General features: G+C 50.3%; 17 protein-coding genes. 15 read left to right on the forward strand and 2 right to left on the reverse strand.

Annotation, left to right across the window (positions count from 1 at the left end; genetic code table 11):
- From KQI75_RS13065 to KQI75_RS13090, 6 genes are all read left to right on the forward strand, one after another.
- Positions 1–672, forward strand: a 672-nt coding sequence (locus tag KQI75_RS13065) for an ATP-binding cassette domain-containing protein (RefSeq protein ID WP_216471278.1), incomplete at its 5' end; no start/stop codon positions are given.
- Complete coding sequence (locus KQI75_RS13070; protein ID WP_216470569.1) at positions 665–1,657, forward strand: ABC transporter permease; 993 nt, start codon at positions 665–667, stop codon at positions 1,655–1,657. The genes KQI75_RS13065 and KQI75_RS13070, both read left to right, overlap by 8 nt.
- Positions 1,658–1,806: 149 nt before the next feature.
- Positions 1,807–3,486: a sensor histidine kinase gene (locus tag KQI75_RS13075; protein ID WP_216471279.1), complete on the forward strand. Its 1,680-nt coding sequence runs from the start codon at positions 1,807–1,809 to the stop codon at positions 3,484–3,486.
- Between the two features lie 11 nt (positions 3,487–3,497).
- Positions 3,498–4,469, forward strand: a complete 972-nt coding sequence (locus KQI75_RS13080) for a sugar ABC transporter substrate-binding protein (protein ID WP_216471280.1) — start codon at positions 3,498–3,500, stop codon at positions 4,467–4,469.
- Positions 4,466–5,947, forward strand: coding sequence for a response regulator transcription factor (locus KQI75_RS13085; RefSeq protein ID WP_216471281.1), 1,482 nt, complete (start codon positions 4,466–4,468; stop codon positions 5,945–5,947). The genes KQI75_RS13080 and KQI75_RS13085 overlap by 4 nt, the downstream gene beginning before the upstream one ends.
- Positions 5,948–6,168: 221 nt before the next feature.
- On the forward strand, positions 6,169–8,226 hold the full coding sequence (locus KQI75_RS13090) for a glycosyltransferase family protein (protein WP_216471282.1): 2,058 nt from the start codon (positions 6,169–6,171) through the stop codon (positions 8,224–8,226).
- A 44-nt stretch (positions 8,227–8,270) separates the two neighbouring features.
- On the opposite strand, the gene KQI75_RS13095 is transcribed toward KQI75_RS13090, so the two are convergent.
- Positions 8,271–8,855, reverse strand: coding sequence for a sugar O-acetyltransferase (locus KQI75_RS13095; protein WP_216471283.1), 585 nt, complete (start codon positions 8,853–8,855; stop codon positions 8,271–8,273).
- 137 nt (positions 8,856–8,992) lie between these two features.
- On the opposite strand from KQI75_RS13095, the gene KQI75_RS13100 reads away from it, so the two are divergent.
- From KQI75_RS13100 to KQI75_RS13125, 6 genes are all read left to right on the forward strand, one after another.
- Entirely contained in the window at positions 8,993–9,925 is a 933-nt protein-coding gene (locus KQI75_RS13100; protein ID WP_246566686.1) for a helix-turn-helix domain-containing protein, read from the forward strand.
- Positions 9,926–10,269: 344 nt separating this feature from the next.
- A complete protein-coding gene (iolD, locus tag KQI75_RS13105; protein WP_216471284.1) occupies positions 10,270–12,222 on the forward strand; it encodes a 3D-(3,5/4)-trihydroxycyclohexane-1,2-dione acylhydrolase (decyclizing) in 1,953 nt (650 codons plus the stop codon).
- Positions 12,223–12,446: 224 nt separating this feature from the next.
- Positions 12,447–13,238, forward strand: a complete 792-nt coding sequence (locus KQI75_RS13110) for a 5-deoxy-glucuronate isomerase (protein WP_216471285.1) — start codon at positions 12,447–12,449, stop codon at positions 13,236–13,238.
- A gap of 16 nt (positions 13,239–13,254) precedes the next feature.
- The gene (locus KQI75_RS13115) at positions 13,255–14,376 is read left to right on the forward strand and encodes a 4-hydroxybutyrate dehydrogenase (protein ID WP_216471286.1); all 1,122 of its coding nucleotides are present in this window, start codon (positions 13,255–13,257) and stop codon (positions 14,374–14,376) included.
- A 395-nt stretch (positions 14,377–14,771) separates the two neighbouring features.
- Positions 14,772–15,671: a myo-inosose-2 dehydratase gene (gene iolE / locus KQI75_RS13120; protein WP_216471287.1), complete on the forward strand. Its 900-nt coding sequence runs from the start codon at positions 14,772–14,774 to the stop codon at positions 15,669–15,671.
- 43 nt (positions 15,672–15,714) lie between these two features.
- The gene (locus tag KQI75_RS13125) at positions 15,715–16,734 is read left to right on the forward strand and encodes a Gfo/Idh/MocA family oxidoreductase (RefSeq protein ID WP_216471288.1); all 1,020 of its coding nucleotides are present in this window, start codon (positions 15,715–15,717) and stop codon (positions 16,732–16,734) included.
- A gap of 152 nt (positions 16,735–16,886) precedes the next feature.
- Here KQI75_RS13125 and KQI75_RS13130 read toward each other — a convergent pair whose 3' ends face one another.
- A complete protein-coding gene (locus KQI75_RS13130; protein WP_216471289.1) occupies positions 16,887–17,567 on the reverse strand; it encodes an HAD family hydrolase in 681 nt (226 codons plus the stop codon).
- Positions 17,568–17,806: 239 nt separating this feature from the next.
- Here KQI75_RS13130 and KQI75_RS13135 point away from each other — a divergent pair, with 239 nt between their 5' ends.
- The 3 genes from KQI75_RS13135 (at position 17,807) to KQI75_RS13145 (ending at position 21,637) form a co-directional block, all read left to right on the forward strand.
- Entirely contained in the window at positions 17,807–20,464 is a 2,658-nt protein-coding gene (locus KQI75_RS13135) for a heavy metal translocating P-type ATPase (protein ID WP_216471290.1), read from the forward strand.
- 136 nt (positions 20,465–20,600) lie between these two features.
- Positions 20,601–21,308: an AzlC family ABC transporter permease gene (locus KQI75_RS13140; protein WP_216471291.1), complete on the forward strand. Its 708-nt coding sequence runs from the start codon at positions 20,601–20,603 to the stop codon at positions 21,306–21,308.
- Positions 21,305–21,637 carry a branched-chain amino acid transporter permease gene (locus KQI75_RS13145; RefSeq protein WP_216471292.1) on the forward strand — a complete coding sequence of 111 codons (333 nt, stop codon included), beginning with the start codon at positions 21,305–21,307 and terminating at the stop codon, positions 21,635–21,637. Before KQI75_RS13140 ends, KQI75_RS13145 begins: the two co-directional genes overlap by 4 nt.
- The last annotated feature ends 55 nt before the right edge of the window (positions 21,638–21,692 follow it).

Below are 21,692 nucleotides of genomic sequence, written 5' to 3' on the forward strand. Positions count from 1 at the left end.
AACGGTCAGGTGCTCGGCTTCGCCGGATTGGTCGGCGCGGGACGTACCGAAACCATGCGCGCCATCTTTGGCGCAGATCCGCTGGACAGCGGCAAGATTTTCATTCACGGCAAAGAAGTGAAAATTAAAACGCCGCGTCATGCAATTCAGAACGGCATTGCGTTCCTGACGGAGGATCGAAAGGGTCAGGGTCTGGTGCTGCAGGAGAGCATTCGGAACAATGTCATTCTTGCCAACATGAAGGGCTTTACAAGCGGATTGTTCCTCAACGATAAGAAAATCAGCGAGGCAACCGAAGCCAACATTCGAGATTTGCGCATCAAGACACCGTCTGCGGACGAAATCGTCGGACAGCTTTCCGGCGGCAACCAGCAGAAGGTGGTTATTGGCAAATGGGTCAATACCGATGCAGACATCTTTATCTTTGACGAGCCGACGAGAGGCATTGACGTTGGCGCAAAGATTGAAGTGTATAACGTTATGAACCGTCTCGTCAAAGAAGGAAAATGCGTTATTATGATTTCGTCGGAAATGCCGGAAATCTTGGGTATGTCAGACCGCGTAATTGTCATGCGCGGCGGCAGAGTCATGGCGACGGTAGACCGTGACAGCAAGCATTTTAATCAGGAAAGTCTCATGAAAGCAGCATGGGGAGGTACTTTAGATGACTAAGACAAAGAAAAAATCCAATGGCAATTCGTTCCTTGGTACACTGGCGGCGCTGATTATTCTGTGTGTGGTATTAACCATTGTCAGTGATAAGTTTTTGACGTATAATAACTTAATGTCAGTTTTAAAGCAGACGACGTTTACCGCGCTGCTGTCCACCGGTATGCTTCTGTGCTTGATTACCGCAGGTATTGATTTGTCGGTTGGCGCCAACGCAACGTTCTGTGCTTGTATCTGCGGCATGCTCGTCAAGGGCGGCATGACCAACTCGCTCGTCCTCATCGTCATTGCGATTGTAGCCGGCACCCTGATCGGTCTGATTAACGGCTTGCTGCTGACACGTCTGCACCTGCCGCATCCGTTCGTATCCACCTTGGGCATGAAGAACTTCCTGTGGGGCGCATCGCTTCTGGTTGTATCCTCGCAGATGGTATCCGGTTTTCCGGACGGTGTCATGGCACTGGGTTCTGCGACAATTGGCGGTTTCCCAGTCAGCTTTATCATTGTTGTAGTTATTTACGTCATCATGCACATTCTGCTGACCCGCACTTCTCTGGGTCGCTCCATCTACTGTGCAGGCGGCAACATGGAAGCTACTCGCCTGTCCGGTATCAATGCACCGAACGTTCTGACATTCTGCTATGCGCTGTCCGGCTTCATGGCAGCTCTGGCAGGCATCGTATCCATCGGCCGTTCCGGTATCTGCAACGGCGCCAATGCCATTCAGCCGTATGATACCGATGCAATCGCAGCGTGTGTTATCGGCGGCGCATCGTTCATGGGCGGCAAGGGCACGATGATCGGCACCATGATTGGCGCTCTGATTATCGCAACCCTGCGCAACGGCTTCACCCTGCTGTCTATCGACTCCGCAGTACAGAACATGGTACTCGGTCTCGTTATCATCGGCGCAGTTCTCCTTGATGTCACCCGTGAGTCTATGGCTGTTAAGGCTCGCCGCAAGGAAGCTGCAGCTAAGGCGAAGTAATTCTAGGTACAATCTATCTCTCATTCTTCTTATTTGATAGAGGTTCGTGGCATGTGCCGCGAACCTCTACTTGCTTTCCCAAATAAGGGCTGTATGATATAATAACATGCATAGGATAGAGATTACGGACAGAGAAAGGTGGGAAAATCATGAATCTCAGCTTTCGGGCGAAGATCAGTTTGACGATTATTACTGTGTCCATGGCAATTACCTGTGTGCTGTCCATGGTTTTTTATCAGCAGTCTGCGCAGACCGTGCAGGAGAATTACACGCAAGCGCAGATGCAGCAGCTTACCGCGTGTGCCAAGTTGTTTGATAATACCATGTTGGATGCGTATAGCGCCTGCATGTATGCAGTCAATGATGAATCCCTGCTGGAAAGCATTCAAGAGCAGGACATCGACAAGATCAGTGAGCAGTTAGACGTTTATCGGAACAAAAATCGGAACATAGACAGTATCAGCTGTTATTTGCCGAGCAGGCAAATTCTGCTCAAAGTCAATACCAACGGTTTGACGGAATTTCAGGTGACAGACGAAATCGCCCAGACCCTGCAGCAGCTGCTGCAGGAAAACAGCGGCAACAAATTATCTCCGGTATATGCCAGAGATGCGACATCTGTCACACAGGATAATTTGTTTTTTTATTCCAGAAAAGCGATAGCGTTTGGCGGGGAGGAGCTGGCGCAAATCAGCGTTGGCGTCAATGAACGAGAAATCTTTTTCCGCTGCCTGCAAAATGAAAGCAGTCAGGATACGGAACGATTCATTTTAGATGGTGACCGAATTTTATCTGCGGCGGATATTTACAGCTTGAATACACAGATTACATGGCCGGACAGCGGCGTGCTCGTGACAGACGTTGCGATGCCGACAACAGAGTATCACATTGTGTCCATTGCGGAACGGTCGCAAATAACAGAGCCGCTGCGCATCGTGCGCAATCGCATCCTGCTGATAGCAGGTTTCCTTAATGCGGCATTTGCTGTTTTAATCTTTTTTGTTGTCCGGTATCTGATGAAGCCGATGGAGGAACTGCGCAGCAGTATGCAGCAGGTCAGCGGCGGCAATCTCAAGGTTCGCGCACCGGTTTATCAAAACGATGAGATCGGACAATTGTCGCAGGGGTTTAACAGCATGATTGCGCAAATCGAAGGCTTAATCGAAGAACTGGTCACGGAAAAAATGCTTAAGAAGGAAGCGGAAATTGAAGCACTGCAATACCAGATTACACCGCATTTTATGTATAATACGTTGAATTCTATTAAATACGAGGCGATTTTGCAGGGGGCACCCAATACTGCAGAGCTGTTGGAAGCATTTATTGAGCTGCTGCAGCTCAGCGCCAGTGACCGCGGCGCATTTATTACCGTCAAGCAGGAAATGCATATGGTACAGAATTATGTCAAGCTCCAGCAGTTCCGCTATGCAGATTGTTTTCAAGTGACATTTGATATGCAGCCGGAAGCAGAGACTTGCTATGTGCCGCGGCTTCTCATTCAGCCGCTGGTAGAAAATGCTATTTTGCATGGCATTGACCACCGAAAACGAGATAATCAGATTGCAATTTCCGTGCTGTGTGATAACGGTGCGCTGGCTATCAAAGTGGAGGATCACGGCGAAGGCATGACGCCGGAAGAAATTCAAAAGCTGCTGGATGGACAAAGAAAAAGCAAATTCAGCGGCATTGGCGTCAGCAATATTCGTGAGCGTCTGCGCTTGTATTATGGGGGAAAGGCAGAGCTGCGATTTTATTCGGAAAAAGGGAACGGAACGACAGCGGTGATTTTGCTTCCCATTTCATATGATGCGGAAGAGTATACGATATGAGGTGGCAAAATATGAAAAAAAGACTGGTTTGTATCTGCTTGATGCTATGCGTTTTCTTGACAGGATGCATGCCGCAGCAAAATAACACAACGGCGGAAAACCGCAGACGGGTCGTTGTCATTTTAAAGGCGATGGATTCCATCCATTGGATGGAGGTGGCAGATGGTCTGCGGCAGGCAGCAAATGACAAAAACATTTCGCTGACCATCTTGTATCCGAAGCAGGAAAGCGATGCCGATACACAATTGGATATGATACAGGACGCCATAGATTCTGCGCCGGATGCACTGGCTGTGGCGCCGTGTGACGCTGTGGCGGCGCAGGAATACATGGTGCACGCGAGGGAACAGGGTATCAAAACCGTTTATCTGGACGAAGAAGTCAATGCACCGATTGGGATGCCGTATATTGGTTCGGATAATACCTTGGTTGGAGAAATCGCGGCGGAAACGCTGCGGACGCAGATGCCGACGAAATCCGAAGCAAAAATTGCTGTGATTGCGGGAAACAAGGAGCAGACGACCCACAATCGCCGCGTGGAAGGCTTTGAAAAGTATATTTCCAATCATACGGATTTTGAAGTGGTAGACGTTTGCCGTGTGGACAACAGCAGCAGTGCCGGCGCACAGCGGGAGATGAAACGTGTTATGGAGACATATTCGGACTTGGACGCGGTCTTTTGCACCAATGCGATGATGACCATCGGTGCGCTGCAGCAGAAAAAGCGCAATCATTGGGACAATCTTCGGTTGGTCGGTGTAGATACGCAAAGTGATGCCTTGACTGCCGTGCAGGACGGCGATATTTTAGCGATGATTAGCCAAAACGGATATGATATTGGATATCGAACCATCGAAACGCTGGTAGATGCGATGAACGGAGAGACCGTGGCGGAACACACTTATGTAGAAAACCGCGTGATTATTCAAACAAATGTCAAGAGCTTTTTATCAGAATACTACAAAGAGGGAAGAGAGACATGATTAAAATTTTGCTGGTAGATGATGATTTTCTGGTTCGCACATTTTTATCTCGTCTGACAAACTGGAATGCGCATGGCTACTCTGTGGTCGGTGCAGCGCAGGATGGAGAACAGGCACTGGAAATGACGCAGGAATATCAGCCTGATATCATCATCACAGATATTAGTATGCCGGTTATGGACGGCATTACTTTGATTCGCCGGCTGAAAAAGGAGAGCAATCCGGCGAAAATTGTGGTTCTCAGCTGTCATGATGATTTTGAATATGTACGGGAAGCCATGAAGCTTGGGGCGGATGAATATGTTCTCAAAAACTTGTTGACGGAACAAAGCATGCTCAAATTACTGGGCGAGCTGGAAAAAGATGTAGTACAGCCGCTGGGACAGTATGATCCGGAACAAGAACGGGCGGAGATTGTACAGCAGCTCAAAGGAGAACGGCAACCGGATGAGCAAAGCGCATTCCGCATCCGAGCGGTGCTCGCCGTTCGCGTCAAAGACTATGATAAGCGCGTGACAATTCTTCCGATGGAGCAGCAGGAGCGTTTTCGGGCGTCTTTTCTGCAGGTTTGTCAGGACAGCGCTCGGCACAACAATTTAATTCGCAGCGTGCATGTGCGGCGGGAGCTGTATGCCGTGGTGTTTGATTTCCGCAAGGGAGAGAGCCGTGCCGAGCGGCAGGAAGCACTGTCACAAGCGGCAGCGACGTTGGCGCACAATACAGACCGGTATTTGGCGGCAGAAGTCCGCATCGGCGTCAGTGATACACCGGATTTTGGCATGCAGCCGTCCGCCTGCTGGGAGAGTGCCTTGGATGCTTTGGAAGCGACTTTTTATGAGCCGCAGGCGATTTGTTATGCATGGCAGTGCCGGCCATCTCACAATGTCATTCCGGAAGAAGCACGCGCCTTTTGCGAGAATATTGCGGCGTATATGGAGCGGCGCGACGGCAATGCCATTCGGGCATCCTATGCACAGGCGCTGGAAGCATTTGCATCGCAGCACACACAATCGCATTTGGTGCGGGAATGGATGATGCAGGCACAGCGCAGTGCAGGACTTTCGGCACAGGAAGCACCGCAGCATTTTTCCGAACTGGAAGGACGAGAGCAGGAATTCTTGGCATTTTGTGAAGAATTGCTGCCGGATTTGTCTCAATACAGCGAACCGGTGGCACAGACCATCCGGTTTATACAGAAGAACTACGGAGAAAATATATCGCTCAATGATGCGTCAGAGGCTGTACATCTGAATGCGGCATATCTCAGCTTTGTTTTTCACAAAGAGACAGAAATTACATTCTCGGAATACCTGACCGCATGCCGCATCAACCGTGCAAAAGAATTGCTGCTGCAGACGGATGAAAAGGTGAAGGAAATCGGCAGACAGGCAGGGTATCGGGACAATCGGCATTTTTGTAAAATGTTCAAGCGCGTGACAGGCATGACCCCGCAGGAATATCGCAAGCTTAATGTATAATACTGGAAGTGTATTTGTGCAGGTACTATAAACAGCCAAGGTATTTTTGCCATGGCTGTTTCTCTTTTGCAAAAATTAAGAAACGTTAAGAAAAAATCTCGCAGAAATACATGATTTCCTGATTCGTTTGGTGCTATAATGAGAAAGCAAAAATAAGCCAAAGGAGTTATGGATAGTATGGATTGGAAGAAAAATCGTCCCTGCAATATGCGGGGGGGCGTGTGAATACGATCAAAAACCGCCTGTACCAAGCATTGACGGCAATTTGTGTGCTCTGTCTGCTGTGGTGCGGATACAGTACATGGCGGCGCGCGATGAAAAATTTTCCCGATGCAGTCTGTCCCAAGGGCGGAAAGTCGCTGCTGATACTCGGCGGTGTCCTTTTGCTGGTGGGAACGTGGCAGTTTTTATTTGCGCGGATTGACCGCATGAGCCGCCGAGAGCGCGCGGTCTGTGCTGCGGCGCTGTTTGCGGTGATGATTGCTGTTTATGCCGGCATGATTTCGGTTTTGCACATTGTTCCGCGCAATGACAGCCATTCGATGTTGGATCAAGCCCTGTACATGGCGCGCACAGGCACAAACAGCATTCATCCGGACAGTGCATATTTGACCTACTTTTCAAAGTACGGCAATAATTATCTGCTGACGCTGTTTTTCGTTCAGTTTTTCCGCGGAATGGATGCGCTCGGCGCGACGGATTTGTATCAAACCGTGTATATGCTCAACGCCGTGTGTCTGATTATCGGCTGTATCTTTTCCTGCCTGATTGCGCGCCGCATCCGCAATGGCGCAGCCGCAGTCAAGGTGTTGGTGCTGTTTGTCTGCAATCCGGTCTTTTATATTATGACGTTCTGGGTGTATTCCAATACGCTGAGCATCCCGTTTGCCATGCTGCTGTTTTATCTCGGCGTGTGCTTGTATCAGACGGAAAATCGAAAACGAAAACTGCTGTTCGGCTGTATTGGCGCATTTGTTGCCGTCATAGGCTATCAGATTCGCCCGACAGCAGTATTTCCGGTGCTGGCGTTTTTGGTCGGCTGGTTCTTTTATATCCTGCCGAAGCTGCGGGAGAAAACATGGCATGTGCGGGAGCTTGTGCCGCGTGCGGCGGCGCTTGTGCTGCTGCTTGCCATTGCAGCGGGCACACAGATGACCGTGTCGAATCGCTGCCAGCAGGCATTTGGCTCAATTTCTCATGCGAATTATCCGCTGACGCACTGGCTCATGATGGGTTCTCACGGCAAGGGCGTATATAATGAAGCGGATGACAAATTTACCCTGACGCTGCCGGATGATAAAAAAGGTCTGGTGACCAAGGCGAAAACCATCGAACACTATCAGCGTTTGGGCGCAAAGGGAACAGCGAAGCTGTGGCTCAAAAAGATGGCAATTACATGGGGAGACGGCTGGTTTCAAATGAGCCGCCGACTCAATCAGATGGAGGGATACAGCTGGACATATCAGCATTTGATTGGCGGAAAAAGCTTTGCAATCAAGTATTACAGCCAGTGCTTTTGGCTGTCTGTGCTGCTGCTGACTATATGCAATCTGATGCGCCAGTTCGGCCGCCGCACGGTCTTGACGTATGATTTTCTGCTTATGACGGTTATTCTGGGCGGTGTTGTATTTTATCTGTTTTGGGAGGTCAAATCGGCGTATGCGATTTCGTTTTTGCCGTTTTTCTTCCTGCTGGCAGGCGGACACACGCTTCCGATGCCGGAGGAAAGGCATCGCAAGACGGCGGCGCGCATCGGGTTGTGTGCCGTTTGGGCGGCGGTGCTGATCGGCGCCGGCAATGTCCAGCGCGTGGCAGCGCTGCGCTCGCAGACGCCCAAATATGTGATTCGGAGTTATGGCAGTACGTGGGTCGAGCCAGTGCATCTGTTTGATGGGGAGACCATGACGCAGACCTTTTATCCCAATCATTCGTTTGACACAATTCGGCTAAAAATCCGCACGCAGGCGGGAGCGGCAGATGCTTCCCAAGAGGTTGCGAATTTTACGGTGCAGCTGCGCAATGCGGCGGGACAGGTGGTTTATGAGACATCTGTGACACCGAATGATATTGAGGATCAAAGCCGCGTTTGTTTGGACACTGGTGTGCAGCCGGCGGATAAAAACGGATACACGCTGTCCATCACCAAACATGCAGGTTCCAAACAGGATATGAGTTTGTGGACGAGCACGGGCATGAGCTTGGATTCGTATACCGGAACGATGACGGTCGGCAATACGGAAAAACAGACGGATCTCTATATGAGCGTCTATCGCAAATAGCAAAAGAGCAGCCTGCGGGCTGCTCTTTCTATATCTTAAAACAATTATATTGGCTTTGCGATATGGTCTTGCTCGGTGAGTGGGCGAATGACGCGGCAAGGATTGCCGTATGCCAGCACACCGGCGGGAATGTCTTTGGTGACAACGCTTCCGGCACCAATGACGCTGCCGCTTCCGATGGTCACACCGGGGAGAATCGTGACATCACCGCCGAGCCAAACGTTATCACCCAATGTGATTGGCTTCGCGCACTCCAATCCCTGATTGCGCTCATCCGGAAGCAGAGGATGAATGGCGGTATACATGCCGCAGTTCGGACCGATAAAACAATGCGAACCGATGGTAATCGGCGCGCAGTCCATGAGATAGGCACCATGGTTGAAAAATGACCCTTCACCGATGATGCAGTGATACCCGTAGTCTGTGTAAAACGGCGGAAGAATCACAACATCCTTGCCCAATTTTGGCAACAGCTGAGAGAGAATCTCCTGCTGCTGTTCTTTTTGGTTGGGTGCAGTCGCATTAAACTGAAAGCACAGCGTATCTGCGTGTTCTCGTTCCTGCAAAATACTGGGGTCATAATTGGCATCATACCAGAGGCCAAGATCGCGTTTTTCCTGTTCGGTCATAGAGACTCTCCTTTGTGTGGGATACCTCAAGTATAGCATAGTTTGGGCAAAAAAGACAAAAATCTGATAGGCAATTTTCTCGTGTATCTGCTATAATAAGCACATATGAGAGAATAGAAACGGGAGAGGAGTATACTATGGCAGAACATCAGGCAATGAATGTGCAGTGTTTTGTAAAGAAGGACTTTCAGTCAGTATTTACTGGAAAAAATAACCCGAAGTTATTATATGTTAGCGACATTCGACCGGATACCAGCGCACATCCGCGCGTTATGCATGCGCACGAGGATTTTGTGGAGCTGATTTTAATTTGCAGCGGAAGCAGCGAGTATCTCATTCATGATAAAAAGTACAAGGTACAGCAGGGCGATTTGCTCATTTATAATCCGGGCGTGGTGCACGATGAAATTTCCGGTTCGGATAATCTGGTGGGCAGCTACTGTATTGCCGTTGGAAATTTACACATGCCGGAGCTCAAGGAGTATGCGCTGATTCCGCAAGACGCAGGCTTTGTATTTCCGACAGGAGAGCATTTTGAACCGCTCAAGACGCTGTTTGAAATGATGTTCCGGAGCTTATCGTCGGGAGAAATCAATGCAGAGGCGTTTTGCCACTCGCTGATGCACGCGGTACTTGTCAAGGCACTGACGGTTGTCGGTGTCAAGGCGTCGAACAACGAGGAGACTGAAGTAGAAGAACCGTCTATTTTGGGTCAGCGCATCAAAGAATACATTGATAAGAACTATACAGAGCCGATCACGCTGCAAAGCATGGGAGAAGCGCTCAATATCAGCCCGTATTATCTGTCGCATGTATTTAAAGAGATGAGTGGATATTCGCCGATGCAGTATTTGCTGCGCCGCCGCATTGGAGAAGCGCAGACACTTCTCATTTCGACGGATTTACCGGTCACGACAATTGCCGGTATGGTAGGCTATGACACACAGAGCTATTTTAATCTGCAGTTTTCCAAAAACGTCGGCATGCCGCCGAAGAAATACCGGCAAAATTATCTTGTCGAGACACGTCAGCCGGAAAAGAAGCGCAGAAAGAAGAAAAAAGAATCGTAAATCCTCCCGCCGGAGAGCAGAAAAATCTGCCCTCCGGCTTTTTTCATGCGCGAGAAAAACAGGCAATCGCAGGATATTAGAAAAAGCAGTGCTATGCATGACGCGGGGGCTTGCGAGGGGGAACAGCAAGAATTTGAAAGTTTGCGCGAAAGGCGGGGGAGCACGGAGCAAAAACACAGCAAGGATATAAAAAATCGAAAAAATACTGACAAAATTGTGAAAAAACAAAAGGCTTAAAGTTTGTTTTTCGTGAAAATAGTATACTGAGTACAACAAAAACAAGGAACCGCAAAACAAAAATTGTGGATATAAGACGAATGTTTATGTATGAGGAGGAAACAATTATGAGCAAGACAAAGATGACAGTAGGTCAGGCAGTCGTAAAGTTCCTGAACCAGCAGTACATCGAATTTGACGGCGTAGAGCAGCCGTTCGTAGACGGCATTTTCACCATCTTTGGACACGGCATGGTAGTTGGTCTGGGACAGGCGCTGGATGAAGACCCGGGTCGTCTGCGTGTATATCAGGGCAGAAACGAGCAGGGCATGGCACATGCTGCTATCTCTTATGCGAAGCAGCACAACCGCCGCAAGATCATCGCTTGCTCTTCTTCCATCGGCCCTGGCGCAGCAAACATGGTAACCGCAGCGCTGACCGCATCCATCAACCACATTCCGCTGCTGCTGTTCCCGTCTGACTCTTTTGCAACCCGTCAGCCGGATCCGGTACTGCAGCAGATGGAAGTTTCTCACGACCTGAGCATCACCGCGTCCGATTGCTTCAAGCCGGTTTCCAAGTACTGGGATCGCATTTCCCGTCCGGAACAGCTGATGCCGGCACTGATTAACGCATTCCGCGTACTGACCGACACCGCTGACTGCGGTGCTGTCTGCATCAGCCTGCCGCAGGACGTACAGGGCGAGAGCTTTGAGTATCCGGATTACTTCTTCCAGAAGCGTGTACATCACATCTCCCGCCGCGGCGCAGATGCATATGAAGTAGAGAAGGCTGTAGAGCTGATTAAGTCCGCAAAGAAGCCGATCTTGATTTCCGGCGGCGGCGTTCGTTACTCCGAGGCAGGCGAAACTGTTATGAAGTTCGCTAGCGAGTTCAACATCCCAGTATCTCAGACACAGGCTGGTCATTCCGCTCTGCCGGACAGCTTTGAACTGAGTGTAGGCGGCATCGGTGTTACCGGTGGTCTGGCAGCAAATGCACTGTGCAAGGATGCAGATCTGGTTATCGGTGTTGGCACCCGTTTCAATGACTTCGTTACCGGTTCTAAGTGGGTTCTGTTCCGCAATCCGGACATCAAGATTCTGGCAATCAACACTTCTGAGTTCCACGCGGAGAAGCTGGATGCAACCCGTTGCGTAGGCGATGCCAAGGTGACGCTGGAGCAGATCTATGATGCACTGAAGGCTGACGGCTACAAGTCCGGCTATACCAACGAGATTCAGGAAATCCGTGAGGTATGGGAGAAGGAGCGTCTGAGCGTTCTCGGCGTACAGTATCATGGCGAAGGCTTCGGCGAAGGCAAGTTTGTACCGTGCGTACCGAGCTGGACCGAGAAGATCATGAACGACTTTGTTAACGACATCGGCGGCACCATCACCGAGTCCAATGCAGTTGGTATCCTGCGCGAAGAGATTGATGACGATGCAATCGTTGTTGCAGCTGCAGGTTCTCTGCCGGCTGACCTCGAGAGACTGTGGGTAACCGATGCAAAGGACACCTACAACATGGAATACGGCGCATCCTGCATGGGCTATGAAATTGCTGGTGCACTCGGCTCCAAGCTGGCAGCACCGGAGCAGGAAGTTTATGCTCTGGTTGGCGACGGTTCCTTTATGATGCTGAACTCTGAGATTCCGACTGCTATTCAGGAGAATGCAAAGATCACTGTTGTTGTATTCGATAATACTGCATTCGGCTGCATCAACAACCTCCAGATGGGCAACGGCGTTGGTTCTCTGGCAACTGAAATGCGTCATCGTAACGAAGAGACCGGCAAGCTGGACGGTAAGTACTGCTACACCGATTTCGGCAAGGTTGGCGAAGGCTACGGCATGAAGGCATTCTATGCTAAGACTCCGGAAGAATTTCGCAAGGCTGTACAGGATGCAAAGAAGGAAACCGGCTCTTGCATCATTGATGCAAAGGTTCTGCCGAAGACCATGGCAGAGGGCTATGAGTCCTGGTGGCATATCGGCGTAGCTTCTACCTCTAAGTCTGAGAAGGTTCAGGAAGCACGCAAGCGTCTGGATCAGTACATCAGCGAAGCGAGAATGTATTGAGTTAATACGGCTGTAATGACACACCACATCTCTAGTTTCCTAACAAGACATTCGTAACTCTGTGCACTCATGCATTCTCCGCATGTATATACCTTTTCTCACAGCTTTTGCAGCGCGGCGGGGGCCGCGCTGCAAAGGAATGCACAGCGAAACTGGGAGCATTAACCGATACTTAATGATATTTTTATTTTGATAAAGCGCATACCGACAAAGGAGCGATCGACATGAAATACACAGCAAAAGCCCCATTTGACAAGGGCTATAATAAGATGGTTTCCGCAGTAGACAATCCGGAAATGATGGGCATGGAGTTCGGCGTTGTCAAGATGACAGCAGGCGACATCATGAATTTTGACTATGCACAGGAAGTTGTTTACGATCTGATGAGCGGCACAGTCACCTTCGCTTGGGAAGGCAAGACCGAGACCGTAACCCGTAAGGACTGCTTCCATGAGGGCGCAATTCTGCTGCACGTTCCGCAGAACACCGCTGTCACCATCACTTGCGGCGCAGACGCAGAAATCGCAGTGGCACGCACCGAAAACAAGCGCAGCTTTGCTTCCCGCCTCATGCGTCCGGAGGACTGCCTGAGCGCAAACGAGGAGCGCGGCGCAGGTCAGATGAACGAGTGTTCCACCCGTCTGGTTCGTACTTTCTTTGATCGCTCCAACTGCCCGGAGACCAATTTCTTCATCGGCGAAGTAGTGCACTTCCCAGGCAAGTGGTCTTCTTACCCGCCGCATCAGCATGTAGAGCCGGAGCTGTATTACTACAAGTTCCTGCCGGAAAACGGCTATGGTCTGGCTGAGTACGGCGATGACGCATTTAAGGTAAAGAACAATGATCTGACCGGTATGCCGGAGAATGTTACCCATTCTCAGTGCGCAGCACCGGGCTATGCAGAGTACTATCTGTGGTGCATCCGTCTGCAGGACGACAAGAACATTGTGACCACGGTTGTGCCGGAATACGAGTGGGTAACCGCAGCAGACGCAAAGTATTTCCCAGAGATTTAAGGCAGGAGGCATAAACATGAAAGCATTTCAGTTAATTCCTGCAATTGCAGAATATGCAGATTTTAAGACTTATGCGCAAGAAGCTGGTCTGGGTGCAGAAGATCTCATTCTGACCAATGAATATATTTACGAGCCGACAATTTCCGCACTGGATCTGGGCTGCCATACCCTGTTTCAGGAAAAGTACGGCATGGGCGAGCCGACCGACGTGATGGTAGATGCCATCCTCGACGAACTGCGCGATAAGGACTATAACCGCATTATCGCTGTCGGCGGCGGCACCATTATCGACATTGCCAAGGTGCTGGCTGTTGCTTCCAAGGAAGATAAGGTAGACGATCTGTACGACCGCATGGCAGACCTGCACAAGGTTCATGAGCTGGTTATCGTTCCGACTACCTGCGGCACCGGTTCTGAAGTAACCAATATTTCCATCATCAACCGCACCACCAAGGGCGTCAAGCAGGGTATTGTCTCTCCGGCTATGTTTGCCAACGAGGCGGCACTGATTCCGGGTATGCTCGCAAGTCTGCCGTATGGCGTCTTTGCGACATCTTCAATTGATGCCATGATTCATGCTGTGGAGTCCTTCCTCAGCCCGAATGCGTGCGCAATCAGCGAGCTGTTCTCCAAGAGCGCGCTGCACCTGATTCTGAGCGGCTGGCGTGCTGCTGTAGATAACGGCGACCGCGATGCTTGGAAGAAGTATGCGGCTCGATTCCTGCGTGCCTCTAACTTTGCCGGCATTGCATTTGGCCATGCAGGCTGTGCAGCAGTGCACGCACTGAGCTACCCGCTCGGCGGCGCACATCATGTTCCGCACGGTCAGTCCAATCAGCTGATGTTTGCCGATGTTATGCGCAAATATCAGGAGAAGAAGCCGGTTGGCAAGCTCAACAAGCTGGAAGAAATTCTGGCAGCAGAGCTGGATACTGAGCCGGTATTCGCACTGGAGGAGCTGTACAAGCTCATGAACGCTGTGCTGGAAAAGAAGCAGCTGCGTGAAGTTGGCGTAACGGCGGATGAGCTGCCGGTATATGCCAAGACGGTGCTGGAGACCCAGCAGCGTTTGCTCAACAACAATTATGTAGAACTGACGGAAGAAGATATTTTGAGCATTTATACCAATGCATTCTAAATCTTGGGCCGTTTGTATCAAATATCTGGAACATATGATAGGGAGAATACAGACACAGAATTGCCGCTGTGTCTGTATTTTTTTGTGCGGAAACCGTGCGCAGCAGCGCCCTGAAAAAATGGCTCAAAATCAAGCTATCGCAGGATGTTTGAAATTTTCGGTTTTGCCGCATCCGGCGCATGCGCAAGATCTTGAAAGTTTTTCGGAGAAATACCGAAAATTCCCTCTCTAGGCGTACAGAATTTCAATAAAAATGATTTTTTTTAGAAAAGCTGTAAAAAACAAGAAGTTAAAAGCGGGAGAAAGCTGTGCATGATATACTAAAGTCACAAAAAGGAAAGACAAAATACCGAAACAACAAGCAGACGCAAAAGTCAAGGAAAGGACGAGAACATATGTTAGACCCGAAAAAGGTTCGCATCGGCATTGCACCGATCGCGTGGACAGAAGACGATATGCCGGAGATGGGCGCAGAGAACAGCTTTCTGCAGACCATCAGCGAAATTGCACTGACCGGCTACGTTGGCACCGAAATTGGCTGCCAATTCCCGAGAGATCCGGCTATCCTGAATAAGGAGCTTGGCCGCAGAGATCTGTCTGTAATCACTGCTTGGATCAGCACCTATTTGAATGAGCAGCCGCTGTGGTGGAACGAGCGTGCATTTGTCGATCACATGAATTTCCTCAAGGCATGCGGCACCAATATCATCAACACCTCTGACCAGAGCTTCTCGATTCAGCACCAGTGGAATACGCCGCTGTCTCAGAAGAAGGTTCTGAACGACGATGAGTTTGAGACACTGGCAAAGGGACTTGATCATCTGGGCAAGATCGCATATGACAACGGCATGCAGATTGTATACCATCATCATATGACAACAACCGTTCAGAAAACCAACGAAATCGATCATCTGATGCAGCTGACCGACCCGAAGTATGTCAGCCTGATTTATGATACCGGCCATCTGACCTTCTCCGGCGAAGATCCGATTGAGATTCTCAAGAAGTATCATGACCGCATCAAGCACGTACATCTGAAGAACGTCCGCAAGGCAGCTATGGACAAGTGCTATGCAGAGAACAAGAGCTTCCTGCGCTCCATTCCGGAAGGCGTATTCACCGTGCCGGGCGATCCGGAAGGCTGCGTAGACTTCCCAACCGTATTCAAGCTGCTGGATGAGTACAACTACGAAGGCTGGCTGGTTGTAGAGGCTGAACAGGATCCGGCCATTGCAAATCCGCTGGAGTATGCAAAGATGGCTCGTGCATATGTAAATAAGTACACTGGGCTCTAATTTGGTAAAGAGTAAAAGAGTTAGATTTTAGGAGGAAACACACATGAAAAAGCTGAAGATCGGTATCATTGGTATTGGTCGTCTGGGCTATGAGCACGCTTGCAACATCGCAAACCGCGTTCCGGGTTCTGAGCTGGTTGCAATCAGCGATAAGAACATCGCTCGCGCAAAGGAAGTTGCAGAAGAACTGGGCGTATCCGCTGTTTATGAGAATCCGGCAGACCTGTGCAACGACCCGAATGTAGAAGCTGTTGCCATCGTTACCAACACCAACTCTCATGTTGACATGATTGAGCTGGCTATGAACGCCGGCAAGCACGTATTCTGCGAAAAGCCGCTGGCTGAGACCGTAGAGAAGTGCAAGAAGGCTGAGAAGATTGTAGAAGCTCATCCGGAGCTTATCTTCATGCTGGGCTTCATGCGCCGTTACGACCATTCCTATGCCATTGCAAAGGAAAAGATCAACCGCGGCGACATCGGCGACATCGTTCTGGTTCGCTGCTACTCGCAGGATCCGATCGCTATCATCAAGGGCACACTGGAATACGCACCGCGTTCCGGCGGTCAGTTCATCGACATGTCCATCCATGATATCGACCTGATTCGCTGGCTGACCGAGTCTGAGCCGAAGAAGCTGTGGGCAATCGGCGGCTGCTATGAGTTCAAGCAGTACAAGGATTGGGATGACGGCGATAACGTATCCTGCCTGATTCAAAACGAGAACGAGACCATGGCATTCTTCTACGCAGGCCGTGCAGCAGCACATGGTTCCGCAGTTGAGACCGAAATCGTTGGTACCCGCGGTACTCTTCGCATCTCCGCCGTTCCGACCGACTCCCTGCTGGAAGTTATGAGCGAACATGGCGTTTGCCGTGAGTGCTATCAGGACTTTGTAACCCGTTGGCACGATGCATATGTAAAGGAAATGGAAGTATTCTGCGACAACGTTGCAACCGGTACACCGGCAAACCCGAACGTATACGATGGCACCAAGTCCACCAACATTGCGTTCCGCTGCAAGGAGTCCTTCCTGAAGAACGAGCTGCTCACTCTGTCCGAGTAATCACAAGCAATTTTATTCATCCATTTATTTCTCACTATATAATATAGTTTCTGCTACACTCTCTCAACGGCAGAAACGATCACCACCTATTTCTCCAAACGAAAAGCCGCAGGTCAATCCTGCGGCTTTTTCGTGTGCATATGTAAGAAAAATTATAAAACTTCTGTCAGGCTGTGCAGCTCTTTGTACGGAAAATCAACGCGCGGCGCCTGCTGGCGGGTGGTGTTGAGCCAGAAGGGCAGCAGACCGGCGGCGTGTGCGCCGATAATATCCCGCTCAAAGCTGTCACCGATGTATAATGCTTCCTGCGGCTTGATTTGCAGCTTATGCAGACAGTCGAGAAAGATTTTGGGATTTGGCTTTTCCACGCCGGCTTCCTCGCTGGTCACCATGGCATCTAAGACACCGGCAAACCCCAGCGCCGCGATTTTTCGATGCTGGATGTGTGCGGTCATATCGGTTACGATGGCAGTTTGGACATGACGGCGATGCAGGCGGTTGAGCAGCTCAATCGCACCGTCTCTGGGCTTCATGATGCGAAGCAGCGTTCCCCAATACGTTTCGTACAGCTCCAGCGGCGTGACGATAGAGGGGAGACCGAGCAGCTCCAGCATACGCTGACAAATAATAATGCGGTTGTGGCAGGCTGCGACGTGCGGCAGCTCACGTTTGAGCTGCTTGTCCGCTTCTTGGTACGCAATAAGAAAGCGGCGGGCGGGTACGTCAAAACGGGATTCGCCGTATTCTGCAAGTGCGGCGAGTGCCTGCCGATGCACGGTGGAAAAATCATATAGTGTATTATCTAAATCAAAAAGCACAGCTTTAATAGCCATGAATGTCACCTCACACATTGTATAACGGTATTTATTATACCACAAATTATCGAGACGCAACTAGGTATTTGGAAAAGTTTCAAAAACTTTTCTACGTTTGGATGCGGAAAAATGTGCGGGTCTATTGACATACAGGGAAAGCATGCTATAATAAGAACATAGAAAACATATGAACAAGTATTCATATGTTCAGATTTAAAAACTGCGTATTCTGTTGGATAGGTGCAGGAGGGATTTGCATGGCAAATAAAGTCTATATTATGGAAAATCTTGGCTGTGCACACTGTGCAGGCAAGATTGAGGCGGAGGTTCGCAAGCTGCCGCAGGTGCAGGAGGCTGTCATGGTATTTGAGACCAAGCAGCTGCGTGTCAAGACAGAGCAGCCGGAAGGTCTGGAACAGACGATTGAAACAATCGCGCAGTCTTATGAACCGGATGTCACGGTGCACGACCGAGACGGGGGCAAGTCCGGCGGACATCACCATCATGACCATGAGCATGAACACGAACATCATCACCATCACGACCACGATGCCGACTGCTGCTGCGGGCACGACCATGAGCACGAACATCATCACCATCATGACCACGATGCCGACTGCTGCTGCGGGCACGACCATGAGCACGAACATCATCACCATCACGACCATGATGCCGATTGCTGCTGCGGGCACGACCATGAGCACGAACATCATCACCATCACGACCATGATGCCGATTGCTGCTGCGGACATGACCATGAACACGAACATCACCACCATCATGAAGAACAAGAACCGCCGCTGCAGCGTTCTGCAACGACCGGCGGCACGACAAAAATTTACCGCTTGGAAAATTTGGATTGCGCGAACTGCGGAGCAAAGATTGAAAGCCGCATCAATGCAATGGATGGCGTATCCGACGCCGTGCTGACATTTGCAACGATGCAGCTGCGTGTGACGGCACCGGATCACAATGGTCTGGCAGAAAAAATGATGCAGACCGCACGGGCAGTAGAACCGGATATTGCCATCATTTCGCCGGAAGAAGCGAAAAAGGCGCCGAAGAAGGAAGAAAGCAATAAAAAAGCGATTGCGCAATTGATTCTTGGCGCCGTATGCATGGCACTGGGTCTGGCATTGAGTCATTTCGGCGCACCGATGCCCGCCTACTTGGCAGCTTATCTGATTGGCTATGTCATTTTGGGCAGAGAAGTCGTTTGGACGGCAGTTCGCAACTTGACGAGCGGTCATGTGTTTGACGAAAACTTCCTGATGTCTGTGGCAACCATCGGCGCCTTTTTGGTCGGTGATTTTGCAGAGGCTGTCGGCGTTATGCTGTTTTTCCAGATCGGCGAGCTGTTTGAACACATTGCCGTGGAAAAAAGCCGCAGCCAGATTATGGACGCTGTGGATATGCGTCCGGAAACCGTACAGTGGGAGCATGACGGCAAGATTGAAACCATTCCGGCGGAAGAAGCAGAAGTCGAAGACATTCTGGTGGTTCGCCCAGGCGACCGCATCCCGCTGGACGGCGTTGTTGTGGAGGGCGAGAGCTTTTTGGATACGTCCGCTGTCACCGGAGAGCCGGTTCCGGTTCGCGTGCAAAAGGGCGATGAATTGGTCAGCGGCTGTGTCAATACGTCCGGTTTGCTGCGGATGCAGGTAACCAAGCCGCTGTCCGAGTCCATGGTGACACGGATTCTGGATGCCGTTGAAAATGCAGCGGCGAGCAAGCCGAAAATTGACCGCTTTATCACAAAATTCGCACGTGTCTATACGCCGATTGTCGTAGCGATTGCCGTTTTGACCGCGGTGATTCCGTCCTTGGTCACGGGAAACTGGATGCACTGGATTTACACTGCGCTGACGTTCTTGGTTATCAGCTGCCCGTGTGCACTGGTGCTCAGCGTTCCGCTGGCATATTTTGCAGGTATTGGTACGGCGTCTAAGAGCAATATTTTGTTCAAGGGCGGTATTTCGCTGGAAGCACTGGCGGATGTCAAGGCGGTGGCACTGGATAAAACCGGCACCATCACCAAGGGTACGTTTACCGTAACCGCTCTGGAACCGGCAGAGGGACTGAACGAACAGGAGCTGCTTCAGCTGGCAGCTGCTTGTGAGACATCCTCAACGCATCCGATTGGCGTCAGCATTGTGACGGAGGCCGGAGAACGCGGGCTGGACGTTCCGCAGCCGCATGACATCAAGGAAGTTGCCGGTCATGGCATTTGCGCCGTTGTCGATGGCGCGCAGCTGCTGTGCGGCGGCAAAAAGCTCATGGACAGCTATCATGTCGAGCTGCCGCAGCTTTCTGCAGTCGGCGGCGCAACGGTTGTTTATCTGGCGCGTGACGGCAAGTTTGCCGGCCGTATCTGCATCTCGGATACCATCAAGGAAGATGCGGTTGCTGCTCTGGCAAAGATGAAGCAGCAGGGCGTGGTATCTGCCATGCTGACCGGCGATGCGCAGGAGAGCGCAGCGGCAATCGCAGCAGAGGCCGGTGTACAGGATATTCATGCACAACTGCTGCCGCAGGACAAGGTCAGCTGTTTGCAGAACATTCGAGAAAAATACGGTCCGGTTATGTTTGTCGGTGACGGCATCAATGACGCACCGGTACTGGCTGGCGCGGATGTCGGCGCGGCAATGGGAACCGGTGCAGATGCGGCGATTGAAGCGGCAGATGTTGTGTTTATGACCGGTGAGCTGTCTGCGATTCCAAAGGCAATTGCGCTGGCGAAAAAGACCGCACGCATTGCGAAGCAAAACATTGTCTTTGCATTGGTCATCAAGATTGCCGTTATGATTCTTGGCCTGCTGGGCATCGCGTCCATGTGGCTGGCCGTCTTTGCGGATACCGGCGTTGCCATTCTGTGCGTCCTCAATTCCATTCGCACGCTGTACAGCAAACAATAATAGACTTTTTCAGACCGTCGAGCGCACGCTCGGCGGTCTTTGTCTGTCCGGAAGAAAGCATATTGCCGAATATACGCGAAGATGCTATACTGATACATACCATTTTTATACTACTAATTTGATAGGAGATGAAAACATGCAGGGGACATCAAAACAGATACGCCGTGCATTTCGATATGCATTTCCGCACACGATTCCGATTTTTGCGGGCTTTTGGTTTCTCGGCATCACATACGGCGTGTATATGAACGTGTCCGGTTTCAGCTTTGTCTATCCAATGCTGATGAGCATGACGATTTTTACCGGTTCGATGGAATTTGTCACAGTCAATATGCTGCTCAGCGGTTTTCATCCGCTGCAGGCGTTTGTCATGGCAATTTTAGTCGGTGCGCGGCATCTGTTTTATGGCATTTCCATGCTGGATAAATTTCGCGGTATGGGCTGGAAAAAATTCTTTTTGATTTATGGCATGTGCGATGAGACATTTTCCATCAATTATTCTGCAGAAATTCCGGAGAATGTTGACCGCGGATGGTTTATGTTCTTTGTGACGGTTCTCAATTATTCGTACTGGGTGACAGGCGCAACATTCGGCGGTTTGTTCGGCTCGCTGATTCACTTCAACACGCAGGGATTGGATTTTGCCATGACAGCTATGTTTGTCGTTATTTTTATGGAGCAGTGGATGAAAGACAAAAAACATACGAGTCAGTTTGTCGGTTTGGGTGCATCGGTATTGTGTCTGGTAATATTTGGCGCAGACAGCTTTATGGTGCCGACCATGTTTGTGATTTTATTCTTTTTGACGGTTCTCCGCGAAAAAAGAGAGGAGGAGCGGGCATGACGGTTTCTCAGCAGATTATCACCATTGCCATTATTGTCGTGGGCACGGAATTGACACGCTTTTTGCCATTTCTGATTTTTTCGGCGGGAAAACCGACGCCGAACTACATCCAGTACCTTGGAAAGGTGCTGCCTGCGGCTGTATTTGGCATGATTGTCATCTATTGCCTGCGCAATGTCAGCATTTTTACCGGAAGTCACGGCATTCCGGAGCTGCTTGCCATTGCAGTGACCGCTGGTCTGCATCTGTGGAGGCGGCAAATACTGCTGTCTATCGCAGGCGGAACGATTTGCTATATGATTTTGGTGCAGATGGTGTTTGCTGCATAAAAATAATCCGCCAGCTGAGAATATTTCTCAACTGGCGGATTTGTCATATTTAGCT

This window comes from Butyricicoccus intestinisimiae (assembly GCF_018918345.1).
GTDB lineage: Bacteria > Bacillota > Clostridia > Oscillospirales > Butyricicoccaceae > Butyricicoccus_A > Butyricicoccus_A intestinisimiae.